Raw genomic sequence first — 26,163 nt, forward strand, 5'->3', positions numbered from 1 at the left:
AAGCCGACGGGCTGAGGCCGAGCTATGGCTGATTCCAAGCGCCGCCCCGCGTCCGGTAGGTCGCGGGGTCCGGCTCCGGCTGCCCGTAAACGGACACCGGTCAAGCGGCCGGCGCAGAAGGTCGTCCGAGGCCCCGCCCGCAGCGGTCCGGCGGCTCCTACCAAGGCGGCCAAGCCCGGCGGGGCGACCGGCGCGGTGGCCGCGTCGATCGAACGCAGTGCCGAGCATCAGTCCGAGCAGCGCCTGGGGTCCACCGCACGCCGGGCCGCTGTTCTTGCCGCCGTGGTGTGCGCGCTGACCCTGACCGTGGCCGGTCCGGTGCGCACCTACTTCTCGCAACAGGCCGAACGGAATCAGCTTGCGGCGGCGGAAGCTCAGCTGCGCGACCAGATCGCCGGGCTCGAGGACAAGAAGCGCCGGCTGGCGGACCCGGCCTATATCGCCGCCCAGGCACGTGAGCGGCTGGGGTTCGTGATGCCGGGTGAGGTGCCGTTCCAGGTGCAGTTGCCGAACACCCCCGTCGATGCCAAACCGCAGAGCCAGGGGCCGGTGGACAACGGCAACCCGTGGTACACCAACCTGTGGCACAACATCGCCGACTCGCCCACGGCAATACCGACCGCCCCGGCGCCGATCCCGTGATCTCCGACGACGATATCGCTGCGGTCACAAGTCAATTGGGTCGCGCACCGCGAGGCATGCTGGAGGTCTCCTACCGTTGTCCCAACGGGGAGCCCGCCGTAGTCAAGACCGCTCCGCGGCTCCCCGACGGCACACCGTTTCCCACCCTCTACTACCTGACGCACCCGGCTCTGACGGCCGCGGCGAGCCGTCTGGAGTCCGGCGGGCTGATGCGCGATATGACCGATCGCCTTGCCTCCGATGAGGAGCTGGCCGCCGCGTATCAGCGCGCCCACGAGAGCTACCTCGCCGAGCGTGACGCCATCGAGCCGCTCGGCACTACGGTGACCGCAGGCGGAATGCCCGACAGGGTGAAGTGTCTGCATGTGCTGATCGGACATTCACTTGCCGTGGGGCCCGGAGTCAACCCTCTGGGGGATGAGGCGATTCGAGAGCTGCTGGGCACCATGCCGGGTGTGCTGCCGGAGGTCTGGTGACGGCCCTGCGGGTTGGCGCCGTGGATTGCGGCACTAACTCGATCCGTCTGCTGGTCTCGGATGTCGACGATGCCGGACGGCTGACCGATGTACACCGCGAGATGCGGATTGTGCGGCTGGGGCAGGGCGTGGACGCGACGGGGGAGTTCGCGCCGGAGGCCATCGCGCGCACCCGGGTGGCGCTCAAGGCGTACACGGAATTGATGAGCTCCCTTGGGGTGCAGCATGTGCGCATGGTGGCCACCTCGGCCGCGCGTGACGTCACGAACCGCGAGGCGTTCTTTGCGATGACCGCTGAGTTGCTCGGATCCGTTGTGCCGGGGGCGGTGGCGGAGGTGATCACGGGCACCGAGGAGGCCGGGCTGTCGTTTGCCGGCGCGGTAGGCGAGTTGGATTCGGCGGCGGGGCCCTATGTCGTGGTGGACCTTGGCGGAGGGTCGACCGAGACGGTGATCGGCGATGCCGGTGGGGTGAGGGCCAGCTTCTCGGCCGATATCGGATGCGTACGGCTCACCGAGCGGTGCCTGCACTCGGATCCGCCCACCGACGATGAGATCGAAGCAGCACGCGACGCGGTGCGCGCGCAGCTGGCGCGGACCTTCGAGGTGGTGCCGGTCCAGGACGCGCGAACCTGGGTGGGGGTGGCGGGCACCTTCACCACGCTGGCGGCGCTGGCGCACCGGCTGGACGCCTACGATCCCGCCGCGATTCACCTGTCGCGGGTGCCGCTGGAGCGTTTGTCCGAGGTGACGTCCGAGTTGATCGCGATGCCGCGCGCGCAGCGCGCCGCCCTGGGGCCGATGCATGAGGGACGCGTCGATGTCATCGGTGGTGGATCGATCGTCGTGCAGGAACTGGCGCGCGAGTTTTCTGCCCGCGCCGGCATCACCGAGCTGGTGGTCAGCGAGCACGACATCCTCGATGGCATCGCAATGTCCTTACGCAGGTAACCAGGCCTTAACACGTAGCCATGTGACCTGCGTAACAGTTGACAATGTACCCCCTGCTCCAGTTGACAAGTTGATCAAATCAACTGACAGTTGATATATCAACACAGACCGATAACGGACAGTTGAAGTTCCATAAACGGTCAGTTGAGAAGGCGCAGCGTCGCGCGGAGCCCGGATCGGCAACGTTTGATTAGGTGCGGAAGGTTTGGATATCCCATGTCCGGATTGATGTCGAAGGCCGAAGTACGCGAAATTGGGGTTTCGGAAACAGGTTTCGTGCGACGGCCCGACCCGGACGGTGCCGCGGTCGCGTACCGGACGTATGGGCGCGCGCGGCCCGGTGTCGCCGATGTGGTGTTGGTGCACGGCAGCCTGCAGAACTCGGCCGTGTGGTCCAAGCACGGCTACATTGCGCAGCTGTCTCAGCAGTACCGGGTGACCACCATCGACGTGCGCGGGCACGGCGCCAGCGAGAAGCCCGATCATCCCGGCGGATACGCCATCGCCTCGTCGGCGCGGGATGTCTGCGCGGTCATGGATCACCTGGGCATCCACCGGACGCACTACATCGGCTACTCGCTGGGCGGGCGCATCGGGCTCACCCTTGCCGCCACCGCTCCCGAGCGGCTCACCTCGCTGGTGGTCGCGGGGTCCTCGCATCGGCCTCAGCGTGGTGCGGTGGACGTTCTGATCTTCCCCAACGCCGTTCGCGTGGTGGAGGAGTCCGGTCTGGAGGCTTTCGTCGACGGCTGGGAGGCACACCGCGGCCAGCAGATGAGCTCGGGATTCCGGGCGACCATCGAGGCCCTGGGCCAGCGTGGCCTGGCGGCGCTGCTGCGGCAGTGGGATGCCGAGCCGGGTGTCGCCGAAGACGTTCTGCTTCAAATCGAGACGCCCACACTGTTTTTCGCCGGGTCCGAAGACCCCATGCGACTGGCCGAGTCGCGGGAGGCGGCGGTCCGGATGCCGCGTGCCTACTTCGCCCTGCTGGCCGGCTGCAACCACGGGCAGACGGTGACGATGCGTGAGCGCATCCTGGATCGCGCCGAGGCGTTCTTCCGGCTGTCCGAGTTCTCCGATATCGAGAAGCTGCGGGTGGCCGGGTGACCGGAGATCCTGGGCCGCGCCCGAGCCTGGCGACGCTTGCCCGCATCGGCGTGCTCGGCGGTATGTCGGGCGGGCTGCTGGGCGGTGGCACCGGAGTGATCACCGTGCCCTCGCTGGCTCGGGCGACCACGTTGAGCCGGGCCGTCATTCACGGCACCTCGACGCTGCCGAACGTCTCTGCCGCGATCGCGGGCAGCACCGTCTACGCGCTGCACGGGGCGAAGGTCGACGTGGTGGCGGGCGCCGGGCTGATGGCGGGCGGCGTGATCGGCGCGGTGGTGGGGGCCAAGCTGGTGGCCCGCATTCCCGAGTGGATTCTCAAGGCGCTGTTTGTTTTTGTGCTGCTGGCCACCGCGCTCAAGCTGCTTCTCAGCGCCGCAGGCATTGACCCTTCGGCGGGTGAGGCACTGCTTCCCGATGCTGTGCTCGCCCATGTGCCATCGGTCATCGCTATCGGTGCCGTGGTCGGTTTCGTGGTCGGTGCGTGGTCGGCCGCACTAGGTCTTGGCGGTGGGCTGCTGACGGTTCCGGCGATGCTGGTGCTGTTTGGTTCGGATCTGCACGTGGCAGAGGGCACTTCGTTGATGGTGATGCTGCCCAACGCGCTGGTCGCGGCGACCACACATCTGCGTCAGGGCACCGCTGATGCTCCGATAGGTTTCCGGTTGGCGGCATTCGCGTTGCCCGGCACCGTCGTCGGGGCGTTGCTGGCGCTCGCCCTGAACGCGCGCTGGCTCGCGCTGGTGTTCGGGTCCTATCTGGTGTTCATCGCCATCCGCGAGATCGTGCGGGTGTTTACGAGCTCGTCTGTCCGGACGACGACGAAACCAAGTCCGGCGCCAGCGTCGCAGGCGTGTGTTGGCGGTTGATCTTCTGCAGCTCCCGGGCGACGTCCAGGAGCCAGTTCAGTTCTTCCTTGCGGTTGGCGCCCGTACGTTCGCCGATGATCTTGGTGCCGGAGGTCTTGTCGTGCTGCGGTGCGGTGCGCTGTTGTTCGATGGCCGAATGAATTTGGCGCGCCGCGGATGTGGTGGACGCGTCTTCGGTGAGGTAGGGGCGGATGGCGCTCAGGCCGTCGCGGATCTCGACGATTCTGCGATAGAGCCGGTAATTGTGATCGCCGATGGCGGCCTGCGGTGGTGCCAGTGCGATCTGGGCGTTGCCCTCATACAGCGCGGTCCACAGCGGCTCGAGTTGACGGTGCTGCCGGTAGGCCTGGATGCGTTGGCGTGCCGACGTGACCAGCTGTGAGAAGGACGGTCCGGCAAGGCCTACCACGATGAGGATCTGCCCGATGGTGGCGGCCAATGGGGCCAGACGCTGCCAGGAGTAGCTGTCGTTGGTGATCATGCCGTAGATGGCCGAGTGTGCCCGCATGATGCAGAACAACAGGCACATGGCGGCTCCGGCCGCGGTGAGCAGCATGCTGCGTCGCAGCCACGCGACATCGTGAAAACGGGCGTACTGCAGGCATTTGACGGTGATCAGGAGTGCGCCCAGGCCGTAGGTGATCAGATAGATCAGCATGTAGAGCACCCAGGCCGGCTTGTTGCCGTGCGAGGCGTAGAAGTCCTGTGGCAGTTCAGAAGTCGGTGCCACAAACCAGCAGAGAACCAGCGCGGCGCCGATGGCTACTGCCATGCCGACCCAGAGCCGTGCACGCTGCACCGCACGGGGGCCGGATTCACCCCAGAAGGTGATGACCGTGAGAACGCATGCGGTCCAGGCCATGCCGCCCGAGAGGTTCAAGACGAGCCGGCCCATGTTGTGCACGCCGACCAAGTTGTCGAACTTCTCGTAGAGCGGCGGAGTCGCCAAGGTGACGGCAATGCCCTTGAAGAGGAATGACAACAACAGTGCCACCGAGGCGGGTGGACGGACCCGGGAACGCAGCATCGCGGCGGCAACCACGACCACAGCGCCAAAGCTGAAGACGGCCGCTATCGAATACGCCGCGGCGGAGTCTTCAAAAACTGAGGTCACGGTGCCGCCGGTGAGCCTTCCAGCACGAGTGATGCCAGGATGCGCCGGAGGTTGGCGTTCGTGACGGGGATGGGGCGGTGGCTGTCGGGACTGACGCGCTGCCCCATCATGGAGGCGAGCATTTCTGCCTCGACCTCCTGGTCGTCGAGATAGGTCTCGCGACACAGGACCTCGGCCAGTTCACGCTTGCTTGAACTGGTGTGTCCACACATCACATGGCTCAGCTCATGCAGGATGATGTGCTCGCGATGCATGGTGGTGGTGTCGCTGTCGTACACCACGTAGTCGGTGGCATCGGTGCGGACCAGCAGGCCGTGCACGCCGCTGCCGGAGAGCGCGTAGGGCACCAGCTGGATATCGCGCTCGCTGAGTTCACTGGCGCGGGCGCGGATGTCCTCGACGGTCGTGAGTGTGTCCAGGCCCAGGTCCGCGAGCTTGCGGGTGCACTGCTTGTGGATAGCTTGAAGTTCGCGAGTGGACCGTAGATCGGTTGTGACACAACGCATCTTCGGCATGATTACTGCCCGTTGCTGACCGAGTTGTCCACCGTCGGCAGGCCCTGTAGCGCGCGCACGTGATCGAGCACGGCGGCGACTGTTTCCAGGCTCTGCTTGTTCAGGCCGATCGCACGTAACGCGATCAGCTCCACCTCGTCCCGCGTGGTCTCATCCAGCGCACCGAGACGCTCATCGAGCGAGTAGGTGCGCTCGGGATCGGTGAGCACCGAGAGCGGAACGCGGAAGAAGTCGGCCAGTGCGCCGAGCAGGTCGATGGCCGGACGGGCGCGCTTACCGGTGCGCAGCGCCGAGAGGTAGGCACCGCCGACCTTGATGCCGGGGTGAGCCTTCTTGATGCCGTTGGCGACCTCATCATTGGTCCACATCCGGCCGTCGGGACGACGATGCGACTGGAAGAGCGCATTGATGCGATCAGCGAGGTTCGCGTCGGCGGCTTTGGCGTCCTGAAGGGACACCTGCGGCGGGCTCGTAGTGGCCATCTACTAAGTCAAACACCGATGCCGCGCGCCCTCAACGTGAGGGGGCAGACTCCCAGTGTGATTCAACGCACAGTTGAGGTTGGTCTTAGCGGTAGGCGCCCGTGAGATATTCCGCACGGCACGCGCCACGGGCGAGTTTTCCGCTGGTGGTGCGGGGTATCGCTCCCGCGGCGACCAGCCGGACGTCGGCCACGGGCAGATTGTGCTGGCGTGAGATGGCGGCACGGATCGCCTCGACGACGGGAGCGTGTTCGGCCCGTCCCGAACCTGGCGCACGTTCGGCGACGATGACCAGGCGCTCGCTGGTGTCGGCAATGGCGGCCTCAGCGAGCTGATTGGCCGCGACGGAGAACGCCGCGACATAGCCGGAACGCACCGCGGACGAGGCCTCCGAGGCGGTGGCCTCGATGTCCTGCGGGTAGTGGTTGCGCCCGTCGATGATGATGAGGTCCTTGATGCGGCCGGTGACGTAGAGGTTGTCGTTCAGGTACACCCCGAGGTCGCCGGTGCGCAGCCATCGGGCCTCGGCGGTGGTTCCGGTTGCGTGACTGCGCTGGGTGAGTCGCGACTTCAGTGTGTTGCCGAAGGTGTCTTGGGTTTCCTTGGCGCGACCCCAGTAGCCGCGGCCGATGTTGTCGCCGTGCAGCCAGATCTCGCCGATTTCCCCTTCGGGGAGTTCGTTTCCGGTGCGCGGGTCGACGATGGTCAGCCATTGGCTGGAGATGACCTGACCGCAGGAGACGTGCGGGACCGCCATGGGCGCATCCGGTGAGACGGGCACGGCGCGGTCTTCGGCGAGCTGGTCGCGGTCCAGGTAGATGACGCTGGGGCGCGCGTCGATGGCGATGGTGGCCACGGAGAGCGTTGCTTCGGCCATGCCGTACGACGGTTTGATCGCGGTGGCCGGGAATCCGTAGGGAGCGAAGGCCTCGGTGAACTTCTCGATCGCGGAGATGGTCACCGGCTCAGATCCGTTGAGCAGACCCGCGACATTGCTCAGATCCCAGGTCTCGCCGGCCGGTGGGCGGCCACGCTGGGCGGCGAGTTCGAAGGCGAAGTTGGGGGCCGCGGCGAACACCCGCCCGAACGCGGATTCGGCGGCCAGTTGTTTGACCCAGCGCCGGGGGCGCCGCACGAAGGCCAACGGCGACATCAAGGTGATGTGGCCGCCGCACAGCGGAGGAAACAGGATCATGATCAGGCCCATGTCGTGATACAGCGGCAGCCAGCTCACGCTGCGGATGTTGGTGTCCAAGCCGCCGGCCAGAATCATCTGCAGCACGTTCGTACAGGCCGCGCGGTGGGTGATCTCGACACCGGCCGGGGTACGGGTGGAACCCGAGGTGTACTGCAGGTAGGCCAGGTCCTCGGAATCGAGTTCGACGGGGATGAATGTCGCGCCGACCGAGTCCGGCACCGCGTCGATGGCGATGACGCGCGGGCGCCGCCCGCGAGGAAGCTTGCGCAAGAACGCGTTCACCGATTCGGCGGCGCTGTCGGTGGTCAGGATGACCGACGGGGTGGCATCGGCGAGCACTGCGTCGAGGCGTTCGGTGTGGCCGGGCAGCTCGGGGGCGAAGAGGGGAACCGCGATGTTTCCGGCCTGAATGGCGGCGAAGAATCCGATGACGTAGTCCAGGCCCTGCGGCGCCAGGATCGCCACGCGATCACCCGGCTGGGTGACCTGTTGCAGGCGGGCGCCGATGGCGCGCATCCGGGTGTCCAGCTCCACCCAGCTCAGCTCGATCGCGACACCGTCATCGTCACGGGTGAAGTCCAGGTAGCGGTAGGCGGCCGTAGCGCCGAATTCAGCAATGTTGTGTGCGAAGTTGGAGAGCAGGGTGGTGCCGGGAGGAAGGTCGATCGAGCCCTGCGCGTCGAGATAATCCTCAACTCCACTCTGGCGAACCGCCACTGCATCTGACATATCCAACTCCCGACTCACGATGGAAAACACTACCTGCGCTAACTAAGGAATCTCTTTGTTTGCAGGTGACCCGTCGTGCGAGGAGCGGGCGGCAACTTTCAATGTCGGCGTTCGCGCGGTCTGGTGACGAATCACACCAGAGTCCAATCGAATCCTGGTGCTGTACAAGGGGTATCACTATCTGTCGGAGAGTTTCAATGTGACGCCAGGGTGTGTCGCGCCGGGGTGTGATCTTTGTCCCAGGTCAGCGGGGGTGGAGACCGGAAGTTGGCGCCAGGGGATGCGCCGGGTAGAACTAGGGCTGACCTGCAAGGCCCCCATAGCCCAATTGGCAGAGGCAGCGGACTTAAAATCCGCCAAGTGTCGGTTCGAGTCCGACTGGGGGCACTCTGTTGGGGCGGCTAGATGGGCGCGCGACCTACTCGGGCTGCTTTCGTGGCCCCTTTACCTCGGCGTCGCCCCGGCCATGTGGCGAGTACACAGGCACGGAGCACGCGCGAACGAGGAACGAGGGCAATATCCTCGAATGGCTCATCGACCCCTACCTTGGTCATAACCTTTCCAGATGCCTGGAATCTGGGTTGTTGACGGCGTTGACTTGCGGATCAGTGATATTCGACTTGAACTGGGTGCCGAGGGTCTGGTGCCCTCGTCCCCGAAGTTGGATCTTCGATTAGAGCTGTGGCGGTACTGGCTCATCGAAGCTGTAAGCGCTGCAATCGAAGCCGCAGGAATTGCACCCAAATTGTCCGCTGAGGTTCTGGCGACCGATCGCGAAGAGGCTGCACAGCTGTTGATCAATGAGTTTCGCGCCTCGATGCGTGCGATCACCTCAGCCGCATTCGCTATTGACGCCTTCTACGCATCCGTAAAGGTGAGGTCTCCAGATCGACCGTGCCCGGACGCTTGGAGTGAAAAGCGCCCAAGTAGGCACCAGCAGGTTGCCGAAACATTGAAGCACCATCTCAGAATCACCAAGAATGACCAGTCGAAGGAGATAAGCAAACGAGTGAAGGAGATTTTCGGGCTTCGGAACTCGGCGGTGCACCCAGGTAGCCGATTCAAGAATCCCGCGTACCGGGAAGACCTAGACGCCCATGTTGATTGGCATTTCAATGCCTTCTGCGCCACCAACGCCGTGGCCGGCGTGGCCAAGACCGTCCAACTACTCGACTTCTTAGTAGCAGTACTAGACCGCGGCTCCAAGGAATTGGCGGAGTGGAAGCCCTACGCTCGGAGCGCGATGAACCAGATCCTGGATACGTACGAGGCATCAGACAAACTGATTCCAATTGACAGAGTCGAGCCATCTAGCTACGACGTATAGTTCGGTCTAGCAGCGGTGTGGGTTACTGCATCAAACTGACGAGGGGTGTTGTTGTGGGGGCTTCAGGTCAGAACGTTTCTGAACCAGGCGGCTCGGGTGTCATTCGACTGGAGCCGGATCCTGTGCACAACCATGCCAAGGACGTGTTTCGGATTGCCGATGCGTTGGATCGCTTGAACATTGATTCGGTGTTGTCTGCGGGGTCAGCAGCGTGTCCCGGAACGGACCTGGTTTCGGGACTGTCGCAGCACGCGGTCGATGAGCACGCACACGTGAAAGGCATGTCGAAGGAAGCCGACCGTCTAGCCGGGAATGTTCGTGACGTGGTGGAGGCGTTTCGCCGGGCTGATGAACTCTGAAAAGCAGGCGGGGCCATGACCACTGTTTCAGATGTGCGTGCTTGGAACCTCGGTGAGTTGTCGAATACGGCTGCTGGATTGCGCTCGGGAGCGGCGAGCTTGGCCGAGCACGCGTTAACAGTGATCAACGGGCTCAAGGGAATCACTACCGACTGGGAGGGTGAATCCAAGGACGCTTACGCCGTCAAGGCTCTGGATTTGGCGGGCGAAAAGCAGAAGAAGGCGGAACGCTGGAGCAACGCCGCCAAAGTCCTGGACACCGCTGTTCAACAGATGGGTTTATTGCGTAACGCGATCCTCAACGTGGTTGATAATGCGGATAACAAGGCTAAGTACGTGTTTGGCGATGACGGCAATGTTGAGTTGACGGACTCCTATTCCAAGACCCTTACTTCCGAACAAGATCAGAAGGATGCCGAGGCTGCCCGTAGTGAACTGGAGTCTGCGCTCCGCTCCTTGTTGGCGACAGCTGATGTTGCTGGGCAGCAATATGATTGGCAGACCACGAATGCGCTGCGAGGCGAGACTGATGGGTCGCGTCCGTTTCAAGCCCGTGTCCCTAGATCGCCGCAAGCCCCTAAGGGGGCAAAGGAGCAGGCCAACAAAGACGGATCAGGGCCAGATCAATACGGGATAGATAAGCCAGACTGGCTCGGTAAGATGCGTCTACAGGGCACGAAGTCCATGTTTGAGCTGGCGATGGAAGCGGGGCGAATCGGTGGTGACTACGCCCCAACCTGGTTGGCGCACTTCCTAAAGGGCGGTGGTGAACCGATGCAGGCCCCCGTGGGTGCGATGCTCAAAGACATGCCGTGGTTTAGACAGGGCTCGGAAAACACGGCTAAAGCCGCGCTGGCTAGTGCTACTAAAGCGATGCCTCCCGGCTACACCGGGCCTATCGCCTTCCAAACGGACTATTCAGCCAGAATGGGCGGAAAGCCGGTGCGGCCGGACAAGATTGATAATCCGGACTGGTTCGCGACTGTCGGGACATTCAGTTACCAGGTCAGCGGTGTGGCGACGCCCACCGGTAATGGGAACTACAGCATCGCCGCACAGACCAGCGTCTACGATTACTTCAACTTCGATACCACCGACCCGAAGCCCTGGCCTCAAGCCTCAGACCTGAACAAGCTGCACCGCGCGGGTAACGGATGGGGGCAAAACTTCGAAACCTTCGGAACGTCAAACCCCTACCAGGTGCCTTACCCATGATGATGCGGCAGCTCACGGCCACCCTGACAGTTTGCGCGACCTTGCTCATTGCGGGGTGTGTGGGGCCAGGATTGACTGACGAGGGTACCGACGAGGTCAGCCTGATGAAGATCGAGGTCCCGCAGTCGGCCACCAATGAGGTTGGATCAGTGAACCCTTACAAGGTCCGATTCCTCATGCCTAACGACGAATGGCGGGATTACCTCGCCAAGTACGACCTGAAACCTGAGCCGTCGAAACTGAAATACACGACTGAGTACGAGGTTCCGCCTGATTGCATTCCGGCATTCCGCGCAAAGGGAGACTTGGAGCATTGGACTGCCGGAGGCAACATCAAGTGGCGCAAAACCGAACGCGATGCCTACCGTTTCGTGAGTGTGATCCCTGATTGCGAACCTGGTAAGGCGATGCTCCTCTGGCAGTTGGACCCGAAGTAGAATCTCGCGGAGACCACACTCCTTTTCGCTTGCAGTTCAGAAAGCCTGCTCCGCACGACCTGTCGCGAATGCTTCCTTTAGTAACGTCAAATCCCCTTTGGCCCTCGCGGCAGAACGGCGGGGGCTATCGCGCAGCAGGGGAGCGATACGCGGTACCGCTCGACTGATCGTAGCCGCTCGCGATTGGCGCGTTCTACGACACCATTTTCCGCTACGCCCTGGAGGCAATCGGCTTGCCGGCCACTCGACCGGCCCCAAAGACACACCTGCGCGACGCGGTGTACGGCTACACGACTTCCGGCACACGTTCGCGGTCCTACCGCTTTCGGCGGGCGTGCACTTCATGCTGGTATCGAAGTGGCTCGGACACAGCACCTACACGCTCAACCCTTGATGTGTACGGCGACTACATCCCAGAAGAAGATGGCGGCGCGCTCGACACCCTGCCAGCACCACCCGCCCCGGCGAAGCAAGCCGACGAGCTACCAAGCAACGTCATCAGTCTGTTTGGGCGGCAGGCGAATTAGTCCGAGTCGCTCTCGGGAATGAGGCCAAGGGACGGCTCCGCCTGTTCGACCAAGTTGGTTGCCACTTCCAGAGCTTTCGTGGCGCTAGCAAGCGTCTGCGGGACGCCGCTATGAGCAGCCTTGTTTCGAGGCTCCTGTAGGTCATTCTTGAAATTCGTTGGGACCAAACCCGCGCCAAGCTCTCTCATGAGCTTCGATCGACCCTCAAGTGTTCTGCTTCGACCGATGAGCGCGTCATGGAGCACGGTGTCAGCGGCCGCCAAATCTTGGTCGAGAATTTCGGTCATTGCCAATTCTGCAGCGGTCCCGGCGTCTATCACCGCCCGACGAAAATCGCCCCTGGCGATGAGCGCACGCGCGTCTCGGATAAACATCCACATGTCAGGCGGGGGCTGTCCGTCAGCGGCGAGCCTCATGCAGGCTTCTAGGGTCGTGACGTCAACTGGTGCCCCAGCTGTCTGGTTGTAGACCTGTCCGGACCGTGCCACCCCTGCGTTGCGTCGGCTGACGAGATCGCTTGCATCCCATATCCAGATCGGCTCGGCACGTATGCCTCCGCTCGTTCTCCTGGTCGATATGTTGTGCGAAGTTATGATTTCAAGCCAGGAGCTAAACAACTCCCACCACTCGTCAATCTCTTCCATCGCGGACCAGGCTGTGGAGCTGAAAGACGCACCCGCCGGAAATTCAACAAGGAACTCGATGCGCCATCGGTCGACCCGCGCCGTAATCGGAAGTTGACTGCCATCGGGTGCATTTTCCCAGGCCGTGATCACTCCCCACTTGAAGTCCCCTTCCTGCTCTTTCAGGTCTGCGGGATTCGTTGCGTTCGCATGCCATTCGGGAGCAACGAGTTGAAGGTCGTAGTTGAAGCGCGGCAGCGTCACGACCAGATCGAATGACTTCGTCTTTGTGTTGAAAGATTCGCCGACGCAGTCCGCGATGACGGGAATACCAGCGCCGCAGGCGACGTGCCCTTCAACTAGACGTATGTCGGCGTTGCCCGATGGCGTAACTGTCAACGGTAGCCATCGAAACGTATTACGGCTTCAGGGAGGAAGGTTATCGTGATCACCTTTTTCGGGTTCCACATGCTTTGTCCTCTTACCTCGATGACCTCACGATTGAGTTGGTCGTCCTGAACGCGACGGTATGTCCTGAGAAGGTACTTCTCGGTAGAGCCATGGGGGTCGTTGAATTCGACCTCTAGCCACTTCCACATCTCGTCTCCGCGGACTAGGCGGAACTCACTGCCCGGCAGCGGCTCATCTGGTTGCGCGAGCCTGTCGATTGCTTCCCCTGGATAAGCGGGCTTCTCAAAGAGCCCTGCCCCGCCCCGAACAAGCTCTCCATTGATCACGATCATCCCCGCTGGCGGCGGGTCGTCGCGAATGTCGAGAATCTTGCCGTGCATAGCAGCTTGCGGCGACGGGTCGTCTGGGTTTGGTACCAATATCTCGTCGCCTGGCCTTAGCGACCGGGCCGCAGTAGGGCGAATCGGCCAAAACTGGACCGGTTCGCCTTCCGGAGTCTCGCCGAACACTCCAACACCCCCCTCCCGCTACGTGTTGCGTGCAGTATTGCATTGGGAGTACGGCAACCCCACCACAATGCTCGCTAAACCCCTTACCCGGTGAGACCCCGGCGACTGAGGGCGATACGGGGCCTTACCGAAGGCCTAACTACGCCGTACCGCCACCGCTCTAAAATGGGCCTCTTACAGCGCTTTTGATACTTTTAGCGACCCCGTTTCGCCTGGTCGCGATAGGTGGCCCGTCCGGACTTAAAATCCGCCAAGTGTCGCTTCGAGTCCGACTGGGGGCACAGAGTACGAATTGGTAACGGCCCTGGGGACAAAACCGTGTACAGCGCGCTCGCCGCAGTCATACATTGAGCCGTGGAGCCAAAACGGCTCACGAGCCGACCCACGAAGCTGATGCCAGCAGCGCAGGCGCCATCGTTGCGGGTTCTGGTCGTCGGCGCCGGTGTCGGCGGTATCTCCATCGCGCGGGGGCTATTGCGCGACGGCCATGACGTGACCGTCTACGAGCAGCGTCCGGATGTGCACGCCGGTGGCGGTGCGGTGACCATCTGGTCGAATGGGGCCACGGTGCTGCGGCAGCTGGGCGTGGATATGGACCGGGCCGGCCAGCAGCTGTCCACCGTGCGGGTCATGACGTCGACGGGGCGCCCGCTGGCCACCTTGGACGTGGCCTCGATCGCTGACCGGCTGGGCGAGCCGATTCGGATGGTCCCGCGTCACGTCTTGCTTGAGCGGCTGCTGAAAGACTTTCCGGCGGAACGTATCCGGTGTAATGCCCGGGCCGTTGCGGTGATGGGCGGACGCAACGGAGCGCGCGTCGAGTTCGCGGACGGCAGCGTGGCCGAGGGAGACCTGGTGATAGGCGCCGATGGCAGGCATTCGCTCGTTCGCGATGTCGTCGGCGCAGACCAGGCGGAGCCGACCGGATGGTGCAGCTGGCAGGGGCTGACGACCCTCCCGGACGGCGCCAATGAGCAGGTTGCCTTTGTCGTCATCGGTGAGCGCGCAAGCCTGGGTCTGTGGCCGGCCGGAGGCTCCGATGTGCAGTGGTGGTTCGATCTGCCCTGGTCGTCCGGCTTTGTCAGACCCGAACGCCCGATCGACATGATCCGGTCCACGTTCGCCGGGTGGTCCGGGCCCGTCGATCGCGTACTCGCCACGCTCACCAATGATGATCTGGCGCATTCGCCCTATCCGCATTTCCGCCATCCGATTCCCCGGCCGGGCCATGGAGTGCTGACGCTGCTCGGCGATGCGGCCCACACCATGCCGCCCACGCTTGCACAAGGCGCCAACCAGGCACTGCTCGACACGATGGTGTTGTGTAGGGCGGTTTCGGAATTCCAGCGCGGCCACAACACCGACCTGCCTGAGGCGCTGCGCTGGTATGAGAAGACCCGGCGGCGCCGCGCCGCCGCCGTGTCCCGGGTTGCCTCGCTTCAGGTTTCGCACGGTGAGGCCGTGCTGAGAACCGCGGCGATGGTCTCAGACCGTTTCATGACGTGGGCACTGGCGACGTTCCTACAGTCGGTGAGTCATCGCCGGATGGCCGCTGACATCAGCCGGGGCCATGCCGCCGACACCGCCTGCCGGCCGTGATGTCCGACGCCGTCCGTGTGCGAGGCGGGATCGACGCGCCCTCGCGCTGGCTCTTTCTCGTCAAATGGTGCGTGCTGGCGGTGCCGCACTACCCCATATTGATCGTCCTTTATCTGATGTATCCGGTGCTGACCGTCGTCGCCGGTATCGCGATCTTGTTCACCGGGCGATATCCGCGAATCATCTTCGACGTCAACGTCGGAGTGCTGCGGTGGTCCTGGCGGGTGATGAACTACCGGTTTCCGATGAACAGCACCGATAGGTATCCGCCTTTCACGCTCGCCGCGCGGCCCGACTATCCCGGCGAACTCGACGTCGACTATCCAGAACACCTCACCCAGTGGGCAGTGCTGGTGAAGGTATTGCTGGCACTGCCGCAGATCATCATCTGCTGGGCCATGGAGCCACTGCTGCAGGTGCTGGCCGTCATTTCCGCGGTGCGGTTGTTGGTCAGAGGCACGGTGTCGCAAGGCATGTTCGACCTCCTCATGGGAATCGTGCGGTGGCGTTACCGGGTGGCCGTGTACGTCTCGTTGATGTGCGACGAATACCCGCCGTTCCGAATGGACTTGGGTGGTGGCGGCACGTGAAGCACCGTAATCCGTTGTTCCCGTACATATATGGGATCGGTATGCCGATTTTCGACCGGCTGTTCTACCGGCGATACCGGCGGGCGGCGATGAGTCTTGCGACCGGCAGGCTGCTCGTCGTGGGCCTCGGCCCGGGAACCGACCTCATGTTTCTGCCGCCCGCGGTGACATCGGTCGCGGCGGTCGAGCCGGAGGCGGCGATGCGTCGGATGGCGGGCGCCCTGGCACGCCGCTGTGGCGTCGAGGTCGACATCGTGGAGGGGGTCGGGGAGGCGATGCCGTTCCCGGACAACAGTTTCGACTCGGTACATGTCGGGCTGGTGTTGTGCTCGGTCGACGATGTGGCGGCAACCCTCGGGGAGATCCGGCGGGTGCTTGCCCCGGGAGGCCGGTTGGTGGTTCTGGAGCATGTCCGCGGCGACGGCGTGATGGGGCGGTTCCAGGATCTGATCGCCAAGCCGTGGTCGTGGCTTGCCTCCGGGTGCGAGCCGAACCGCCGGACCGTCGAGGCGATTGCCGCGGCCGGATTCGATACCAGCGGCCTGCGCAGTGTTCGAAGAACCCTGGTGCCGCCGCCGTGCACGCCTCACCTGCAAGGCGTCGCCACCGTAGTCGAATAGTGCTATTCGACATCGTTATTCGACGCTGATGGCCTCGATGATGTTGAGCCGCGCGGCGCGGCGTGCGGGTGGGACCGAGCCCAGCAGGCTGATCGCCAGCGCGCCCACGGTGAAGGCCACCGCCATCGGGCTCGGCCGGAAGGTGACGTCGAAGTTCATGATGGTGCCGCTGACGAGGCTGAACAGCCACTGATCAACCACACCAATTAGCAGCCCCGCGACACCGCCCACGAGCCCGATGGCCGCGGCCTCAGCAAGAACCATGCCCAAGGTGTATCGGCGGCTCGATCCCATCGCCCGCAGTACACCGATTTCCCGGCGTCGTTCGAGTACCGAGAGTGTCAACGTGTTGAGTAGCGCGACCGCGGCGACGAACACCACGATGATCCACACGGCGTTGGCGATCAGCATGCTTTGGTGCAGCGGGGCTTCCAGACCGGCCAACGCGGCGCGGCCGTCGTACACATAGTTCGGTTCGGGCACCGCACCGCGCACGGCGGCCAGTAGCCGTCCCGGATCTGTGCTCTCGACGGCGGTGACTTGCAGTGTCGTCGTGCCCGGGCGGTCAAACCATGCCCGCATGCGTTCCAGGCTCATTCCGACGGTGCCGATGACCGTCGAGAAGTAGGGCACCAGGGCCAGCACGGGCGTGCGCTGTGGACCGTGGGGCGTTTGCAGCTCCAGCTCGTCGCCCACCCGGACGTCGAGAGTCTTACCCAGGTTCTGTGAGAGCACCACGCCCCGGCCGGCGAGTACGTCCTGACGTACCCGTTCGTCGAGCGCACGGAAAAGCGGATTGTGGGTGCCGTGGGAGAACCCGTCGAGCATCACGCGGGTGCCGCCGATGACGGCAAATCCGGAGGCACCTTCGACGACGTTAGCTACACCCGGAACCGCTGCTACCTTCTCGGTAAGACCTTGCGGCAGAACATCAGTGGGGTAGCGGTCGGGTGAGTTCGCGCTCACCCAGACATCGATATCGGCGACCGGCGCGAAGATGGCGCGCGCGGATCGGATCATGTCGTTGTTCGTCCCGGTGATCACCACGGTGGTGACTACGGCGATCAACACGGTCATGACCGTGGCCCACACCCGTCGCGGCGCGCGCTGGACCGTCGGCGCCGCCAGCGCCCCGGGCGAACCGAACACTCGGGCCACGGTGGCTGTCGCACCGACGATGGGTCCGGCCAGCGCGAAACCCAGCGCGATCTCGGCGACGAACAGTGCTGCGATCGCGACAAAGGCGAGCGACCCCGGTTGGTAGAGCACGGTCAGCATCGATGCCGCCAGGACCGCCGCAGCCACGACTCCGCTGGCGATACGCAGCCAACGCGGCACGTTGTCGGCCACGGAGACCCCGACGGGTGCCAGCGCCTCGATCGGTGACACCTTGTACACCTGCCGGGCGGCCATCGCCGACGCGGCCACACTGGTCAGTACCGTCGCGGCGACGGCCGCCGGGATCGCGTAGTCGGGCAGCCAGTATTCGATGCGGGCTTCGAGCCCCTGGGTTACCGTCGGCGGCAAACGGTCAATCGCCTTTCGGCCCAGCAGAATTCCGAGAGCCGAGCCGATGGCGCCGCCGATCAGCCCGAGGATCGCGGCCTCGGCGAGCATGTCGCGAATGATCGTGACGCGGCGCCCGCCGATGGCGCGCAGCATCGAGATGACCGGGCGGCGTTGGGCGATCGCCATGGTCATCGTCGTGTAGATCAGGAACGCGCCGACCACCAACGCGACCGCCGCGCCCATCAGGGCCATGTAGTTCATGAGCTTGACGCCGTCGCCAGCCCGCACCGCCCGCAGGCTCGGATCAGCGACGATCGCCCGGCCGTTCACGGCGGCGGTGACCTGGTCCCGGACTGCCGAGAGATCTGCACCCGGTGTTGTGGTGACCAGAATCGAATCGAGCTGACGTTGTCGCCCGGTGACCTCCTGCGCCAACGGCAGTGCGGCGAGCACATAGTGCCCGCCATTGAGATCCGCGAGTTGCTTGCCCCGGAGCACTTCGGCCACGGTGACCGAACCCGAGCCGAGCCGGAATGTATCGCCCTTCGCGTGGCCGACGGACGGCCCGATCTGGACACCGGCGGCCGTCCGCGACGGTGCGTCAACCTTCACGCCGACAGCATCTTTCAAGGCGCCTTCCAGCGCGGCGCTGCGGTCATCGGCGCCGAACAGCAGAACCGGTTCGGTATCGGTGGGTGCGGACATCCGGATCATCGGTGCCGCAGCCGCCACTCCGGGAACCTTGGCGACATCGGCCAGCACCGCTTCGGGGAACCCCGCATCGGTGATACCCGATACCTCGAGTGCGGCGACTCCGGCGACTCCGTCCGCCAGCCGGTTGACCGATCCGGTGATCGACCCGAAGATTCCGAATATCGCCACGAGATACATTGCGGAAACTGCCATTACGGCAACCGAGGCGACTGTGCGGCGACGATGCACAGTCAATTCGCGCAGGCTGAACACACGTAGCCGGCTCACTGCGGCGGCGATGGTGGCTCCGGGGCCGTGCTGCTCCTGGTGTCCGCGGCCACTCACCCTGGCGCCACCGACATCTCGTCGGAACCGAGCCGACCGTCCTGCAGCGTGATGACCCGATCAGTTGCCGCGGCGGCGTCGGCGTTGTGGGTGACCATCACCACCAGACGGCCGGAGCCCTCCTCGTGGGCGACCTCGGCGAGCAGCGCCAGGATGGCGGTGCCCGTATAGGAATCCAGGTTTCCGGTCGGTTCGTCGGCAAGGATCAGCGGTGGGTCCATCATCATGGCCCGTGCCACCGCGACGCGTTGCATCTCGCCGCCGGACAGTTCGGCCGGGCGGTGTTCGGTCCGCTTACCGAGGCCGACCCGGTCCAGCAGCCGAACCGCGTCCGCTTTGACCTTGCCGAGGCGGACGCCGTCGAGCAGCCTCGGCACCGCCACGTTCTCCCACGCCGAGAGCGTGGGCAGCAGGTTGAAGAACTGAAAGACGAACCCGACCCGATGGTGACGGAACTCCGACTGTTGCTCGTCGCGGAGCCTGCCGATCTCCTCACCGTCGAAGGTGATCGATCCCGAGTCGGGGGAGTCCAACGCCCCGAGCAGATGCAGCAGTGTGCTTTTCCCGGCCCCCGACGGACCGACGATCGACACGAACTGGCCGCCTGCCAGGTGCAGGCTGATCTCGTTGAGCGCGCGCACCGTCTGCCCGCCAACCCTGTACTCGCGCACTACATTGCGCAGTTCGATGGCCAGTTCGCGCTGGGGAGTATCGGTGTTGTCCAGTTGTCTCAAGGTGGCCTCCTACGAGACCGGGTTACCCGGCGCGCGGAGACGTGGTCGGGATATGCGGAGCCTACTCCCGGCGCTCTCGCCACATATGGGCTTATGCGAGGTTCCTAAGTGAGTCCCCCAACCCATTGGTCGAGCACCGGCCACCGGTTCATGCAAGATGGGTGCCATGCCGCAGGAGCTCACCGCCGAACAGGCCGCTGCACTGTTGAAACCCGCCGATACGCTGGGAATCCCTCTGGGCCCCGGCCAGCCACCGGCCTTCCTGCGCGCTCTCGGCGTGCGCACGGACTGGACGGATCTGCGGGTGTACGGCGCGCTGCTGGCGGTCGGCACCGAGCTGTTCTCGCGGCCGGGTGTGCACTACCTGTCGGGCTTTTTCGGCCCGCTCGAACGTGCGCTGCGGGACATGGGTGCCGATATCGAATTCGCCGCCGCGGACTTCCGCCGGTTCGGGCCATTACTTGAGCGCCAGTCGCCGCGGGTGATGACGACCGTCGCGGCGCCACCGGATGCCGACGGCTGGTGTTCCCTGTCGCTACACGCGGGCGGGACCATCGGTGAGCTGCACCGCGCGGGCGCTGATCCGGAGCGACTGCTCATTGCCGAAGTCTCGGAAGGATATCCGCGCACCTACGGGTTTGGGGAGGATCATCGCCACGCGCTGCATATCGACGAGATCGACATCCTGCTGCGCTCGACGGATGCACCACTGGCGCTGCCCGGGGGTGATGCGGAGCCGTCAGATATCGATCGGGCGATCGCGCAGTACGCGGTGGGCTTCATCGGTCCGGGAGCGACACTGCAAACCGGAATCGGCGCCATTCCCAACCAGATTGCGGCTTTGTTGGCCGAAGGTGACGGCGGCGGCTACGGGCTGCACAGCGAGATGTTCACCGACGGCTGCATGCGATTACACCGCGCCGGCAAGGTCACCAACACCGGCAAGGGACAGTACGGCGGCGTCAGCGTGACGACCTTCGCCTTCGGATCACCGCAGCTCTACGAGTGGCTGGACGACAACTCCGATGTCGCGTTCCTGCCGGTCGAGATTGTTAACGCGCCAGAGGTTATCGGCGCCAACAACGACATGATCTCGATCAACGGTGCGCTCTCAATCGACATCCAGGGGCAGGTTGTCGCCGACACCATCAACGGAGGGCAGTTCAGCGGGATCGGTGGCGCCGAGGACTTCGTGGCCGGGGCCGGGCTGGAGCTGTCGGACCGCTCGCTGATCTGCCTGCCCTCAACCTTCGAAAAGGATGGTGTGCTGCAGTCACGCATCGTGCCGTGGTTCGGTCCGGGTGCCGTCATCACCACGCCGCGTCACCAGGTCGATGTGATCATCACCGAGTACGGCGCCGCAGAACTGGAAGGCAGAACGGTCCGTGAGCGCGGAGAGGCGCTGGCATCCATCGCCCACCCGCAGTTCCGGGATGGCCTGTTGGCGGCCGCTGAGCGTGCGTCGAATGGCCGCTCACCGGTCAGCTGAGCTCAGCCCTGCTCGACGGTGTTGTTGTTACCGGACTTGGAGACTTCCGGTTCCCCGGAGTAATAGGTGACCTTGTTGTCGAAGCCCGAGACGCCGATCTTGCTGGCTGTTTCCAGGTGAACCGTGTTCTCGACACCGGATACCGTCAGGGTGTCGCAATTGCCCGTGATTTCAACGGTATTGGACACTCCGCTGACGTTGACCAGACAGCCGTCGCAGTTGACCGCGACCTGCTTATGCGTACCGGAGACGCTGAAGGTTGAACCCGCGGGCACGAAGGTGGGACCCGCGGGCGCGCTCGACGAAGGAGTCGCGCGGGTACGCGTGGCAGGTGGCACGAGAGTTGACCTGACGGGCAGTGAGGATGTCGGACCCGTGCGCACATGCTGGGGCAGTGTGGGTTTGGCGGCGTAGAAGACCAGTCCGGCAACTCCGGCCGTGATCAGGGCGAAGAAGACGATCAATCGCCGGCGAAATCTGCGGACAGGCGGCCGGGGCGGATAGGGCGTTCCGTAGACCGGCGGGGGTGGATACGGGCTCGACGCCGTCGGCGGGTACGGATACGGGTTCGGTTTCGTGACACCCAGTTCCGAGGTCCGTGCGGTCTCGTTCAGGGAGCGTTCCAGCTCTCGGATTCGGGCTTCGGGGTCACCGTCCGGCTCCACCCACAGATAGTCCCACATAGGGGCCACCGCGGCGGTAGCGTTTTGACTATGGGTTCCTCGGAGATTGTCGCTGCCGAACCACAACTGTTCGTCACCGACTTCGAACGCGCCATCGGCTTCTACGTCGACACGCTCGGATTCGAGGTGGCCTTCACCTACGGCGAGCCGCCGTTCTACGGCCAGGTGCGCCGGGGAGGGGCGAGCCTGAACCTACGCAAGGTCGTTGGCCCGGTATATGACGGCAATTTCCTTGCCACGGAACATGATCCGCTTTCCGCCATACTCACGACCTACAAGCTGGGCCCCTTGCATGACGAGTACCAGGCGGCGGGTGTGGCCTTCCATCAGCCCCTGCAGACCGAGGAGTGGGGCAGCGTCACCTTCATCGTGAAAGACCCCGACGGGAACCTGCTGTTGTTCTCTGGTGCGGAAGCCTGAAAAGAAGCTCTCGCCATTGGGGCGCCGAGCGATGACAATGAGGCATGCGATTGCCAACCTCATTTGAAGGGCTCGTCACCGACGGCGGCAAGTCCATCGTGTACGGCGAGCCGTACACGACAGCCGACGGCACCCTGGTCATCACGGTTGCCAAGGTGCGCAGCCGGGGCCGCGGCGCCGACGGCGAAGCCCTGGAATCACGTGCGAGACCACTGGGCGTCTTCGTCGTCAAAGACGGGAATGCTCAATGGCAGCCCGCTTTTAACGCCGATCGGGCCTCGACCCTGGGCATACTCACCGGAATGGTCGCGGCGGTGTTGGGACTGACAGCCCTTATCCGCCGGCCGCCGTGGCCTGATCTCACCTTGCCGGGATGGTCACCGGCAGAAAACCCGCACTGGTTCCGCGACAGGCGCTAACCGCTCAGCGCCTGCCGCGGTAGCCAATCGCTACTTCGGGGTGACGGTCTCCTTGAAGGTCCCGTCGCCCTGGTTCAGCCAGGTGATGGTGCCCTTCTGGAATTCGCCGATCCAGCCGCCCTTGGCGACATCGGGTCCGCCGGCCGTCTCCGCCTCGTCGGCGGTGGGGAAGCCGAGCGTGCCGCCCGCGCCGCCCTGCGCGGTGTACACCTTCAGGATTTCACCCTGAACCAGATGCGCACCGGTGGACGGCGAGCTGAAGATCGTGCCCTTGGCAAAGGCCTGCACGGTGCCGTCGCCCACCTTCTCGGGCTGCCCGGTCGGCAAGCCGAGCTTGGCTTCTCCACCGGCCTTGGTGTACGCCTCGGCGACCGGCGGCTCCAGCGTCACATCGCCGACACCCGGCACATTGACGGTGGAGGGAGCCCCGGCCACGACGGAGGACACCGCACTGCTGGCCGACGAAGCGGCACTCGATGCGGCGCTGCCACCAGCGCTGATGGCCGAGGATGCCGCACTGGTCGCGCTCGACAGCGACTCCTTGGCGGCGTTTTTGTCATCTTGAGAACACGCGACGACGACTGCTGCTGACATGGCGACGATGGAAACCGCGCCTGCTGCTCGTTTCATCAGATTGGTATCCATGAACCGAACGTAACAATGTAAACCGGGCCAATAGGTGAGTTTTTCGATGTTCACCAATTGGTCATCGGGCGATTTCGGCGGAAAAAGGCGCGTTGAACGCACGAAAATGCACCGAAATTACGTGAAAAACTACGAAACCGGTGTCAGCTCGCAGACGTAGTCGCCGACGACGATGTGTACCTTGGTCGCATCCGGCACCGTGGGGGTGGGCACGACGTTGAGCTGGAACTGCTCACGGCCGAACTCATCGGTGGTCCCCGGCCACTGTTCCTGCAGGATGTCGCTGATCAGACCGGCGACCGCGGGTTCGGTGATGCGGTAGGTCTCGGCCTGGCAGAACTTCGAGTACACCTCGGTGACCCGGATGCGCGCCTTTTCGATGGGCAGGGTGCCCAGGTCATCGCCGGTTTCCGGATCGCGTACCGCGGTCCCGGTGGCCCCGATGACCGAGAAGATCATCCCGACCTCGACACCGGCCTCATCGCCCTTGTTGACCAGCACCGAGTAGCGGTCGACGATATCGGCGACCTTCCCGATGATCGGGTCAACGGGCTCCGGCTCCAGTTCACCAGCCGATTGCTCCGCTGGTTTCGTCTCTTCAGGCATTGCCCACGCCGACGGTGTAGTTGTTGGGGCGCGACGCGGTCTCGATCTTTTGCCGCTCCGGCTGCCCGGCGGTCTCGGCCGTGGCGAAATCGGTCTTGGCCTTGGCCACCGCGGCACTCGAGACGTTCTCCGACTCGCGCAGCGCCTGGAAGGCGTGGCGCAAAGTCAGGCGGCTGATGGTCAGCGCGAGGTTCAGCGCGCTGGAGGCGGACTGCTTGTTGCCCTCGTTGAGGTCGTTCGATGCGGTCGCAAGGTGCTTGTCCACGTCGATCATGCCCTGCAGGGTCACCATCGTGGCGTACGCCGACTGCCCGACATTGCGATCAAGCTTGTTGCTCTGCTGAATGCGGTGATACAGATCGGCAATCAAGATCCCGGAGACGAGGGCGAGCAGCGGTGTGACGATGCCCTGGACGAATCGGACGAGTTCGGTGTCGCCCGCCGTGAAGCCGACAACCGCCGCGACGATGGTTGCGACAACCGCCGCTCCGACGATCGTCCAATGAACCAGCGTGGGCTTCGGGGGAAGCTGATCTGAATTTGCCAACGTCGTTACCGTCCGTTCGGTGAGTGGACACATTCATTGCATCCGTGACCCCATGAGCACTGACCGGAGCATGCTAACACCGTGTACAGCTTCATCCAAGGTGAGGTTACGTGCATTAATCGATGTTTGCTGAGTGTTGCGATCGCGTCGGGTTTCTCCGAATATTGTTGAATCGCAAGGGGTGTCGATAGGGGCCCTATCGGGCCGTTCTTAGCACTGTTGCGCGGCGGCGGCGTTCGTCGCCACGATCACCGCAGCTTGCCGGTCCGCGGGCAGCTCATGCCAGGACTTGTGAAATGTCCCGGGGCCGACGTTCCCATTGGTCTGGATGGACTGCAGATAGCCCTCCACAAGCTGGGTGGGGCCATCCTGCTTCCCGGTCATCCAGTCGGCGGCCGCACGGCAGGCCTGGTAGTACTCCTCTTCCAGGGAACTGGGTGCGGCGTCCACGGACGTTGTGACGCCCGCTGGCGACATCCCTGAGCCGGAGGCTGGAGGCTGCGCCGCCGGTGCCTCGATCGGGGTGGTGGAGGCGCCGGCCGGGTTGGGAGCCGCCTTCTCGTCGGATTTCGACGTGCATGCCGCACCGATCAACGGGACACAAAGGGCCATCAGGGTCGCGGCGATGCGGATTGGGACGGTCACCACTCCAAAGTAGCAAGTGCCTACCAGCGGCAACATTTACTCACTCAGAGCTTTTGCCCTGGGGGCAAAACCGCAGGAAAACGCCGGTACCATTTCAGCTGTGATGGGACACAGGGGTTTTCAGGGGTGGTGTTGCGGCTAGCCGCCACCATCCCTGCCCCTGCCATCGATTTGAGCCTTCATGACCACTGCATCTGTCCTGGATCTGCGCCGTCCTGCCTCCGCCGGATCCTCGCCCACCCGCCTGCGCCTGCCGGATCTGCTCCGCATCACCGATGAGGGTGCCGACGACGCCCTGCACGGTCGTTTCGACCATCTGCTGCCCGAGGGCGGCCTTCCGGTCGACGAGCGCTGGGCCACCCGCATTCACGCCGACGACGAGCTCGATGTCTGGCTGATCAGCTGGGTGCCCGACAAGTCCACCGAGTTGCACGACCACTGCGGCTCGCTCGGCGCCCTGACCGTGCTCAACGGCTCGCTGCATGAGTATCGCTGGGACGGAAGCCAACTGGTGCGCCGCCGGCTCGACGCGGGCGATCAAGCGGGATTCCCGCTGGGCTGGGTGCACGATGTGATGCGCGCACCTGAGGCTCCCGTGCGCATCGCCACCGGACCTACGTTGAGCGTGCACGCGTACTCGCCGCCGCTGACCGCGATGTCGTATTACGAAGTGACCCAGGCCAAGACGTTGCGGCGCAGCCGCACCATCCTCACCGACGAGCCCGAAGGACCGGCGGCATGACGGTGCATGATCTGCTGGCCACCGCGCGTGGTCGGCTGCGGCGCCTGCCCGCCGACGAGGTTCCCACCGCGCTGGGCCGCGGCGCGTTCCTGGTCGACATTCGCCCCGCGGCACAACGTGCGCAAGAGGGCGAAGTGGTCAACGCCTTCGTCATCGAGCGCAATGTCCTGGAATGGCGGCTGGACCCCGAGAGCGACGCCCGCATCCCTGAGGCCGGTAATCACGACATCGAGTGGGTCATCCTGTGCCAGGAGGGCTACACCTCCAGCCTGGCCGCGGCCTCGCTGCAGGAGATCGGCCTGTACCGGGCCACCGACGTCATCGGCGGATACAAGGCCCTCAAGGACAAGGGCATCCTGATCTAGGCGGGCACCACGTGCGCGAGGT

General features: G+C 64.2%; 30 protein-coding genes, 1 tRNA gene and 1 pseudogene. 19 read left to right on the forward strand and 13 right to left on the reverse strand.

The features are described from left to right. Positions 1-24: 24 nt before the first annotated feature. The 5 genes from RHO23_RS01620 (at position 25) to RHO23_RS01640 (ending at position 4,044) form a co-directional block, all read left to right on the forward strand. Positions 25-642 (forward strand): FtsB family cell division protein, encoded by a 618-nt coding sequence (locus RHO23_RS01620; RefSeq protein WP_264921177.1) that lies wholly within the window; start codon positions 25-27, stop codon positions 640-642. After that, on the forward strand, positions 639-1,118 hold the full coding sequence (locus RHO23_RS01625; RefSeq protein WP_264921178.1) for a DUF501 domain-containing protein: 480 nt from the start codon (positions 639-641) through the stop codon (positions 1,116-1,118). The genes RHO23_RS01620 and RHO23_RS01625 overlap by 4 nt, the downstream gene beginning before the upstream one ends. A 5-nt stretch (positions 1,119-1,123) precedes the next feature. Next, entirely contained in the window at positions 1,124-2,068 is a 945-nt protein-coding gene (locus tag RHO23_RS01630; protein ID WP_373877292.1) for an exopolyphosphatase, read from the forward strand. Between the two features lie 216 nt (positions 2,069-2,284). After that, positions 2,285-3,175 carry an alpha/beta fold hydrolase gene (locus RHO23_RS01635; protein WP_052399428.1) on the forward strand — a complete coding sequence of 297 codons (891 nt, stop codon included), beginning with the start codon at positions 2,285-2,287 and terminating at the stop codon, positions 3,173-3,175. Next, complete coding sequence (locus tag RHO23_RS01640) at positions 3,172-4,044, forward strand: sulfite exporter TauE/SafE family protein (RefSeq protein WP_264921182.1); 873 nt, start codon at positions 3,172-3,174, stop codon at positions 4,042-4,044. Before RHO23_RS01635 ends, RHO23_RS01640 begins: the two co-directional genes overlap by 4 nt. Here the strand turns inward: RHO23_RS01640 and RHO23_RS01645 are convergent. The 4 genes from RHO23_RS01645 to RHO23_RS01660 form a co-directional block, all read right to left on the reverse strand. Beyond that, on the reverse strand, positions 3,971-5,158 hold the full coding sequence (locus RHO23_RS01645) for an MAB_1171c family putative transporter (RefSeq protein ID WP_264921184.1): 1,188 nt from the start codon (positions 5,156-5,158) through the stop codon (positions 3,971-3,973). The two genes, RHO23_RS01640 and RHO23_RS01645, sit on opposite strands and share 74 nt — an antisense overlap. After that, positions 5,155-5,673, reverse strand: a complete 519-nt coding sequence (locus RHO23_RS01650) for an ImmA/IrrE family metallo-endopeptidase (protein WP_030094601.1) — start codon at positions 5,671-5,673, stop codon at positions 5,155-5,157. The genes RHO23_RS01645 and RHO23_RS01650 overlap by 4 nt, the downstream gene beginning before the upstream one ends. A gap of 2 nt (positions 5,674-5,675) precedes the next feature. Next, positions 5,676-6,155: a hypothetical protein gene (locus RHO23_RS01655; RefSeq protein ID WP_030094602.1), complete on the reverse strand. Its 480-nt coding sequence runs from the start codon at positions 6,153-6,155 to the stop codon at positions 5,676-5,678. Positions 6,156-6,240: 85 nt separating this feature from the next. Beyond that, positions 6,241-8,082 (reverse strand): fatty acyl-AMP ligase, encoded by a 1,842-nt coding sequence (locus RHO23_RS01660; RefSeq protein ID WP_423488596.1) that lies wholly within the window; start codon positions 8,080-8,082, stop codon positions 6,241-6,243. Between the two features lie 313 nt (positions 8,083-8,395). On the opposite strand from RHO23_RS01660, the gene RHO23_RS01665 reads away from it, so the two are divergent. The 6 genes and pseudogenes from RHO23_RS01665 to RHO23_RS01690 all read left to right on the forward strand — a co-directional run. After that, positions 8,396-8,469 (forward strand) — tRNA-Leu (locus RHO23_RS01665). A 178-nt stretch (positions 8,470-8,647) separates the two neighbouring features. After that, positions 8,648-9,409, forward strand: a complete 762-nt coding sequence (locus RHO23_RS01670; RefSeq protein ID WP_423488597.1) for a hypothetical protein — start codon at positions 8,648-8,650, stop codon at positions 9,407-9,409. Positions 9,410-9,462: 53 nt separating this feature from the next. Beyond that, entirely contained in the window at positions 9,463-9,768 is a 306-nt protein-coding gene (locus RHO23_RS01675; RefSeq protein ID WP_264921186.1) for a hypothetical protein, read from the forward strand. A 15-nt stretch (positions 9,769-9,783) separates the two neighbouring features. Next, positions 9,784-10,983: a hypothetical protein gene (locus tag RHO23_RS01680; RefSeq protein WP_070942748.1), complete on the forward strand. Its 1,200-nt coding sequence runs from the start codon at positions 9,784-9,786 to the stop codon at positions 10,981-10,983. 71 nt (positions 10,984-11,054) lie between these two features. Then, positions 11,055-11,420: a hypothetical protein gene (locus RHO23_RS01685; protein ID WP_234798290.1), complete on the forward strand. Its 366-nt coding sequence runs from the start codon at positions 11,055-11,057 to the stop codon at positions 11,418-11,420. Between the two features lie 92 nt (positions 11,421-11,512). Next, positions 11,513-11,947: pseudogene (locus tag RHO23_RS01690) on the forward strand (site-specific integrase); the annotation flags it as partial. On the opposite strand, the gene RHO23_RS01695 reads toward RHO23_RS01690, so the two are convergent. Together RHO23_RS01695 and RHO23_RS01700 are read right to left on the reverse strand one after the other, a co-directional pair. Further along, positions 11,944-12,969: a hypothetical protein gene (locus RHO23_RS01695; protein ID WP_116079904.1), complete on the reverse strand. Its 1,026-nt coding sequence runs from the start codon at positions 12,967-12,969 to the stop codon at positions 11,944-11,946. The pseudogene RHO23_RS01690 and the gene RHO23_RS01695 overlap by 4 nt on opposite strands. Continuing rightward, positions 12,966-13,490 carry a hypothetical protein gene (locus RHO23_RS01700; RefSeq protein WP_123771715.1) on the reverse strand — a complete coding sequence of 175 codons (525 nt, stop codon included), beginning with the start codon at positions 13,488-13,490 and terminating at the stop codon, positions 12,966-12,968. Before RHO23_RS01700 ends, RHO23_RS01695 begins: the two co-directional genes overlap by 4 nt. A gap of 393 nt (positions 13,491-13,883) precedes the next feature. Here RHO23_RS01700 and RHO23_RS01705 point away from each other — a divergent pair, with 393 nt between their 5' ends. From RHO23_RS01705 to RHO23_RS01715, 3 genes are read left to right on the forward strand one after another with little or no spacing between them, the layout of a single operon-like run. Beyond that, entirely contained in the window at positions 13,884-15,089 is a 1,206-nt protein-coding gene (locus tag RHO23_RS01705) for an FAD-dependent oxidoreductase (RefSeq protein ID WP_423488598.1), read from the forward strand. 17 nt (positions 15,090-15,106) lie between these two features. Then, a complete protein-coding gene (locus RHO23_RS01710) occupies positions 15,107-15,679 on the forward strand; it encodes a DUF4389 domain-containing protein (protein ID WP_423489145.1) in 573 nt (190 codons plus the stop codon). Next, positions 15,676-16,299 carry a class I SAM-dependent methyltransferase gene (locus RHO23_RS01715; RefSeq protein ID WP_101312660.1) on the forward strand — a complete coding sequence of 208 codons (624 nt, stop codon included), beginning with the start codon at positions 15,676-15,678 and terminating at the stop codon, positions 16,297-16,299. The genes RHO23_RS01710 and RHO23_RS01715 overlap by 4 nt, the downstream gene beginning before the upstream one ends. A 15-nt stretch (positions 16,300-16,314) precedes the next feature. Here the strand turns inward: RHO23_RS01715 and RHO23_RS01720 are convergent, their stop codons facing one another. Next, positions 16,315-18,714, reverse strand: coding sequence for an FtsX-like permease family protein (locus RHO23_RS01720; protein ID WP_423489146.1), 2,400 nt, complete (start codon positions 18,712-18,714; stop codon positions 16,315-16,317). A gap of 128 nt (positions 18,715-18,842) precedes the next feature. Beyond that, positions 18,843-19,541: an ABC transporter ATP-binding protein gene (locus RHO23_RS01725; protein ID WP_423489147.1), complete on the reverse strand. Its 699-nt coding sequence runs from the start codon at positions 19,539-19,541 to the stop codon at positions 18,843-18,845. A gap of 205 nt (positions 19,542-19,746) precedes the next feature. Between RHO23_RS01725 and RHO23_RS01730 the strand changes: the two genes are divergently transcribed. After that, the gene (locus RHO23_RS01730) at positions 19,747-21,069 is read left to right on the forward strand and encodes an acetyl-CoA hydrolase/transferase family protein (RefSeq protein ID WP_423488599.1); all 1,323 of its coding nucleotides are present in this window, start codon (positions 19,747-19,749) and stop codon (positions 21,067-21,069) included. Positions 21,070-21,071: 2 nt separating this feature from the next. Here RHO23_RS01730 and RHO23_RS01735 read toward each other — a convergent pair whose 3' ends face one another. Then, entirely contained in the window at positions 21,072-21,752 is a 681-nt protein-coding gene (locus RHO23_RS01735; protein ID WP_423488600.1) for a DUF3060 domain-containing protein, read from the reverse strand. 30 nt (positions 21,753-21,782) lie between these two features. Here RHO23_RS01735 and RHO23_RS01740 point away from each other — a divergent pair, with 30 nt between their 5' ends. Together RHO23_RS01740 and RHO23_RS01745 are read left to right on the forward strand one after the other, a co-directional pair. Next, entirely contained in the window at positions 21,783-22,172 is a 390-nt protein-coding gene (locus tag RHO23_RS01740; RefSeq protein WP_423488601.1) for a VOC family protein, read from the forward strand. A 44-nt stretch (positions 22,173-22,216) separates the two neighbouring features. After that, the gene (locus tag RHO23_RS01745; RefSeq protein ID WP_423488602.1) at positions 22,217-22,591 is read left to right on the forward strand and encodes a hypothetical protein; all 375 of its coding nucleotides are present in this window, start codon (positions 22,217-22,219) and stop codon (positions 22,589-22,591) included. A 30-nt stretch (positions 22,592-22,621) separates the two neighbouring features. Here the strand turns inward: RHO23_RS01745 and RHO23_RS01750 are convergent, their stop codons facing one another. The 4 genes from RHO23_RS01750 to RHO23_RS01765 form a co-directional block, all read right to left on the reverse strand. Then, entirely contained in the window at positions 22,622-23,236 is a 615-nt protein-coding gene (locus tag RHO23_RS01750; RefSeq protein WP_109394754.1) for an LGFP repeat-containing protein, read from the reverse strand. Positions 23,237-23,365: 129 nt separating this feature from the next. Beyond that, a complete protein-coding gene (locus RHO23_RS01755) occupies positions 23,366-23,842 on the reverse strand; it encodes a hypothetical protein (protein ID WP_423488603.1) in 477 nt (158 codons plus the stop codon). After that, on the reverse strand, positions 23,835-24,422 hold the full coding sequence (locus RHO23_RS01760; RefSeq protein ID WP_030094633.1) for a hypothetical protein: 588 nt from the start codon (positions 24,420-24,422) through the stop codon (positions 23,835-23,837). Before RHO23_RS01760 ends, RHO23_RS01755 begins: the two co-directional genes overlap by 8 nt. Positions 24,423-24,599: 177 nt before the next feature. After that, positions 24,600-25,070: a lipoprotein LpqV gene (locus tag RHO23_RS01765; RefSeq protein WP_101312663.1), complete on the reverse strand. Its 471-nt coding sequence runs from the start codon at positions 25,068-25,070 to the stop codon at positions 24,600-24,602. Between the two features lie 145 nt (positions 25,071-25,215). On the opposite strand from RHO23_RS01765, the gene RHO23_RS01770 reads away from it, so the two are divergent. Continuing rightward, positions 25,216-25,776, forward strand: a complete 561-nt coding sequence (locus RHO23_RS01770) for a cysteine dioxygenase (protein WP_057967227.1) — start codon at positions 25,216-25,218, stop codon at positions 25,774-25,776. Continuing rightward, on the forward strand, positions 25,773-26,141 hold the full coding sequence (locus RHO23_RS01775; protein ID WP_046252793.1) for a rhodanese-like domain-containing protein: 369 nt from the start codon (positions 25,773-25,775) through the stop codon (positions 26,139-26,141). Before RHO23_RS01770 ends, RHO23_RS01775 begins: the two co-directional genes overlap by 4 nt. Positions 26,142-26,163: the final 22 nt, after the last annotated feature.

The sequence above is a fragment of the Mycobacteroides sp. PCS013 genome, assembly GCF_049532645.1.
GTDB lineage: Bacteria > Actinomycetota > Actinomycetes > Mycobacteriales > Mycobacteriaceae > Mycobacterium > Mycobacterium gwanakae.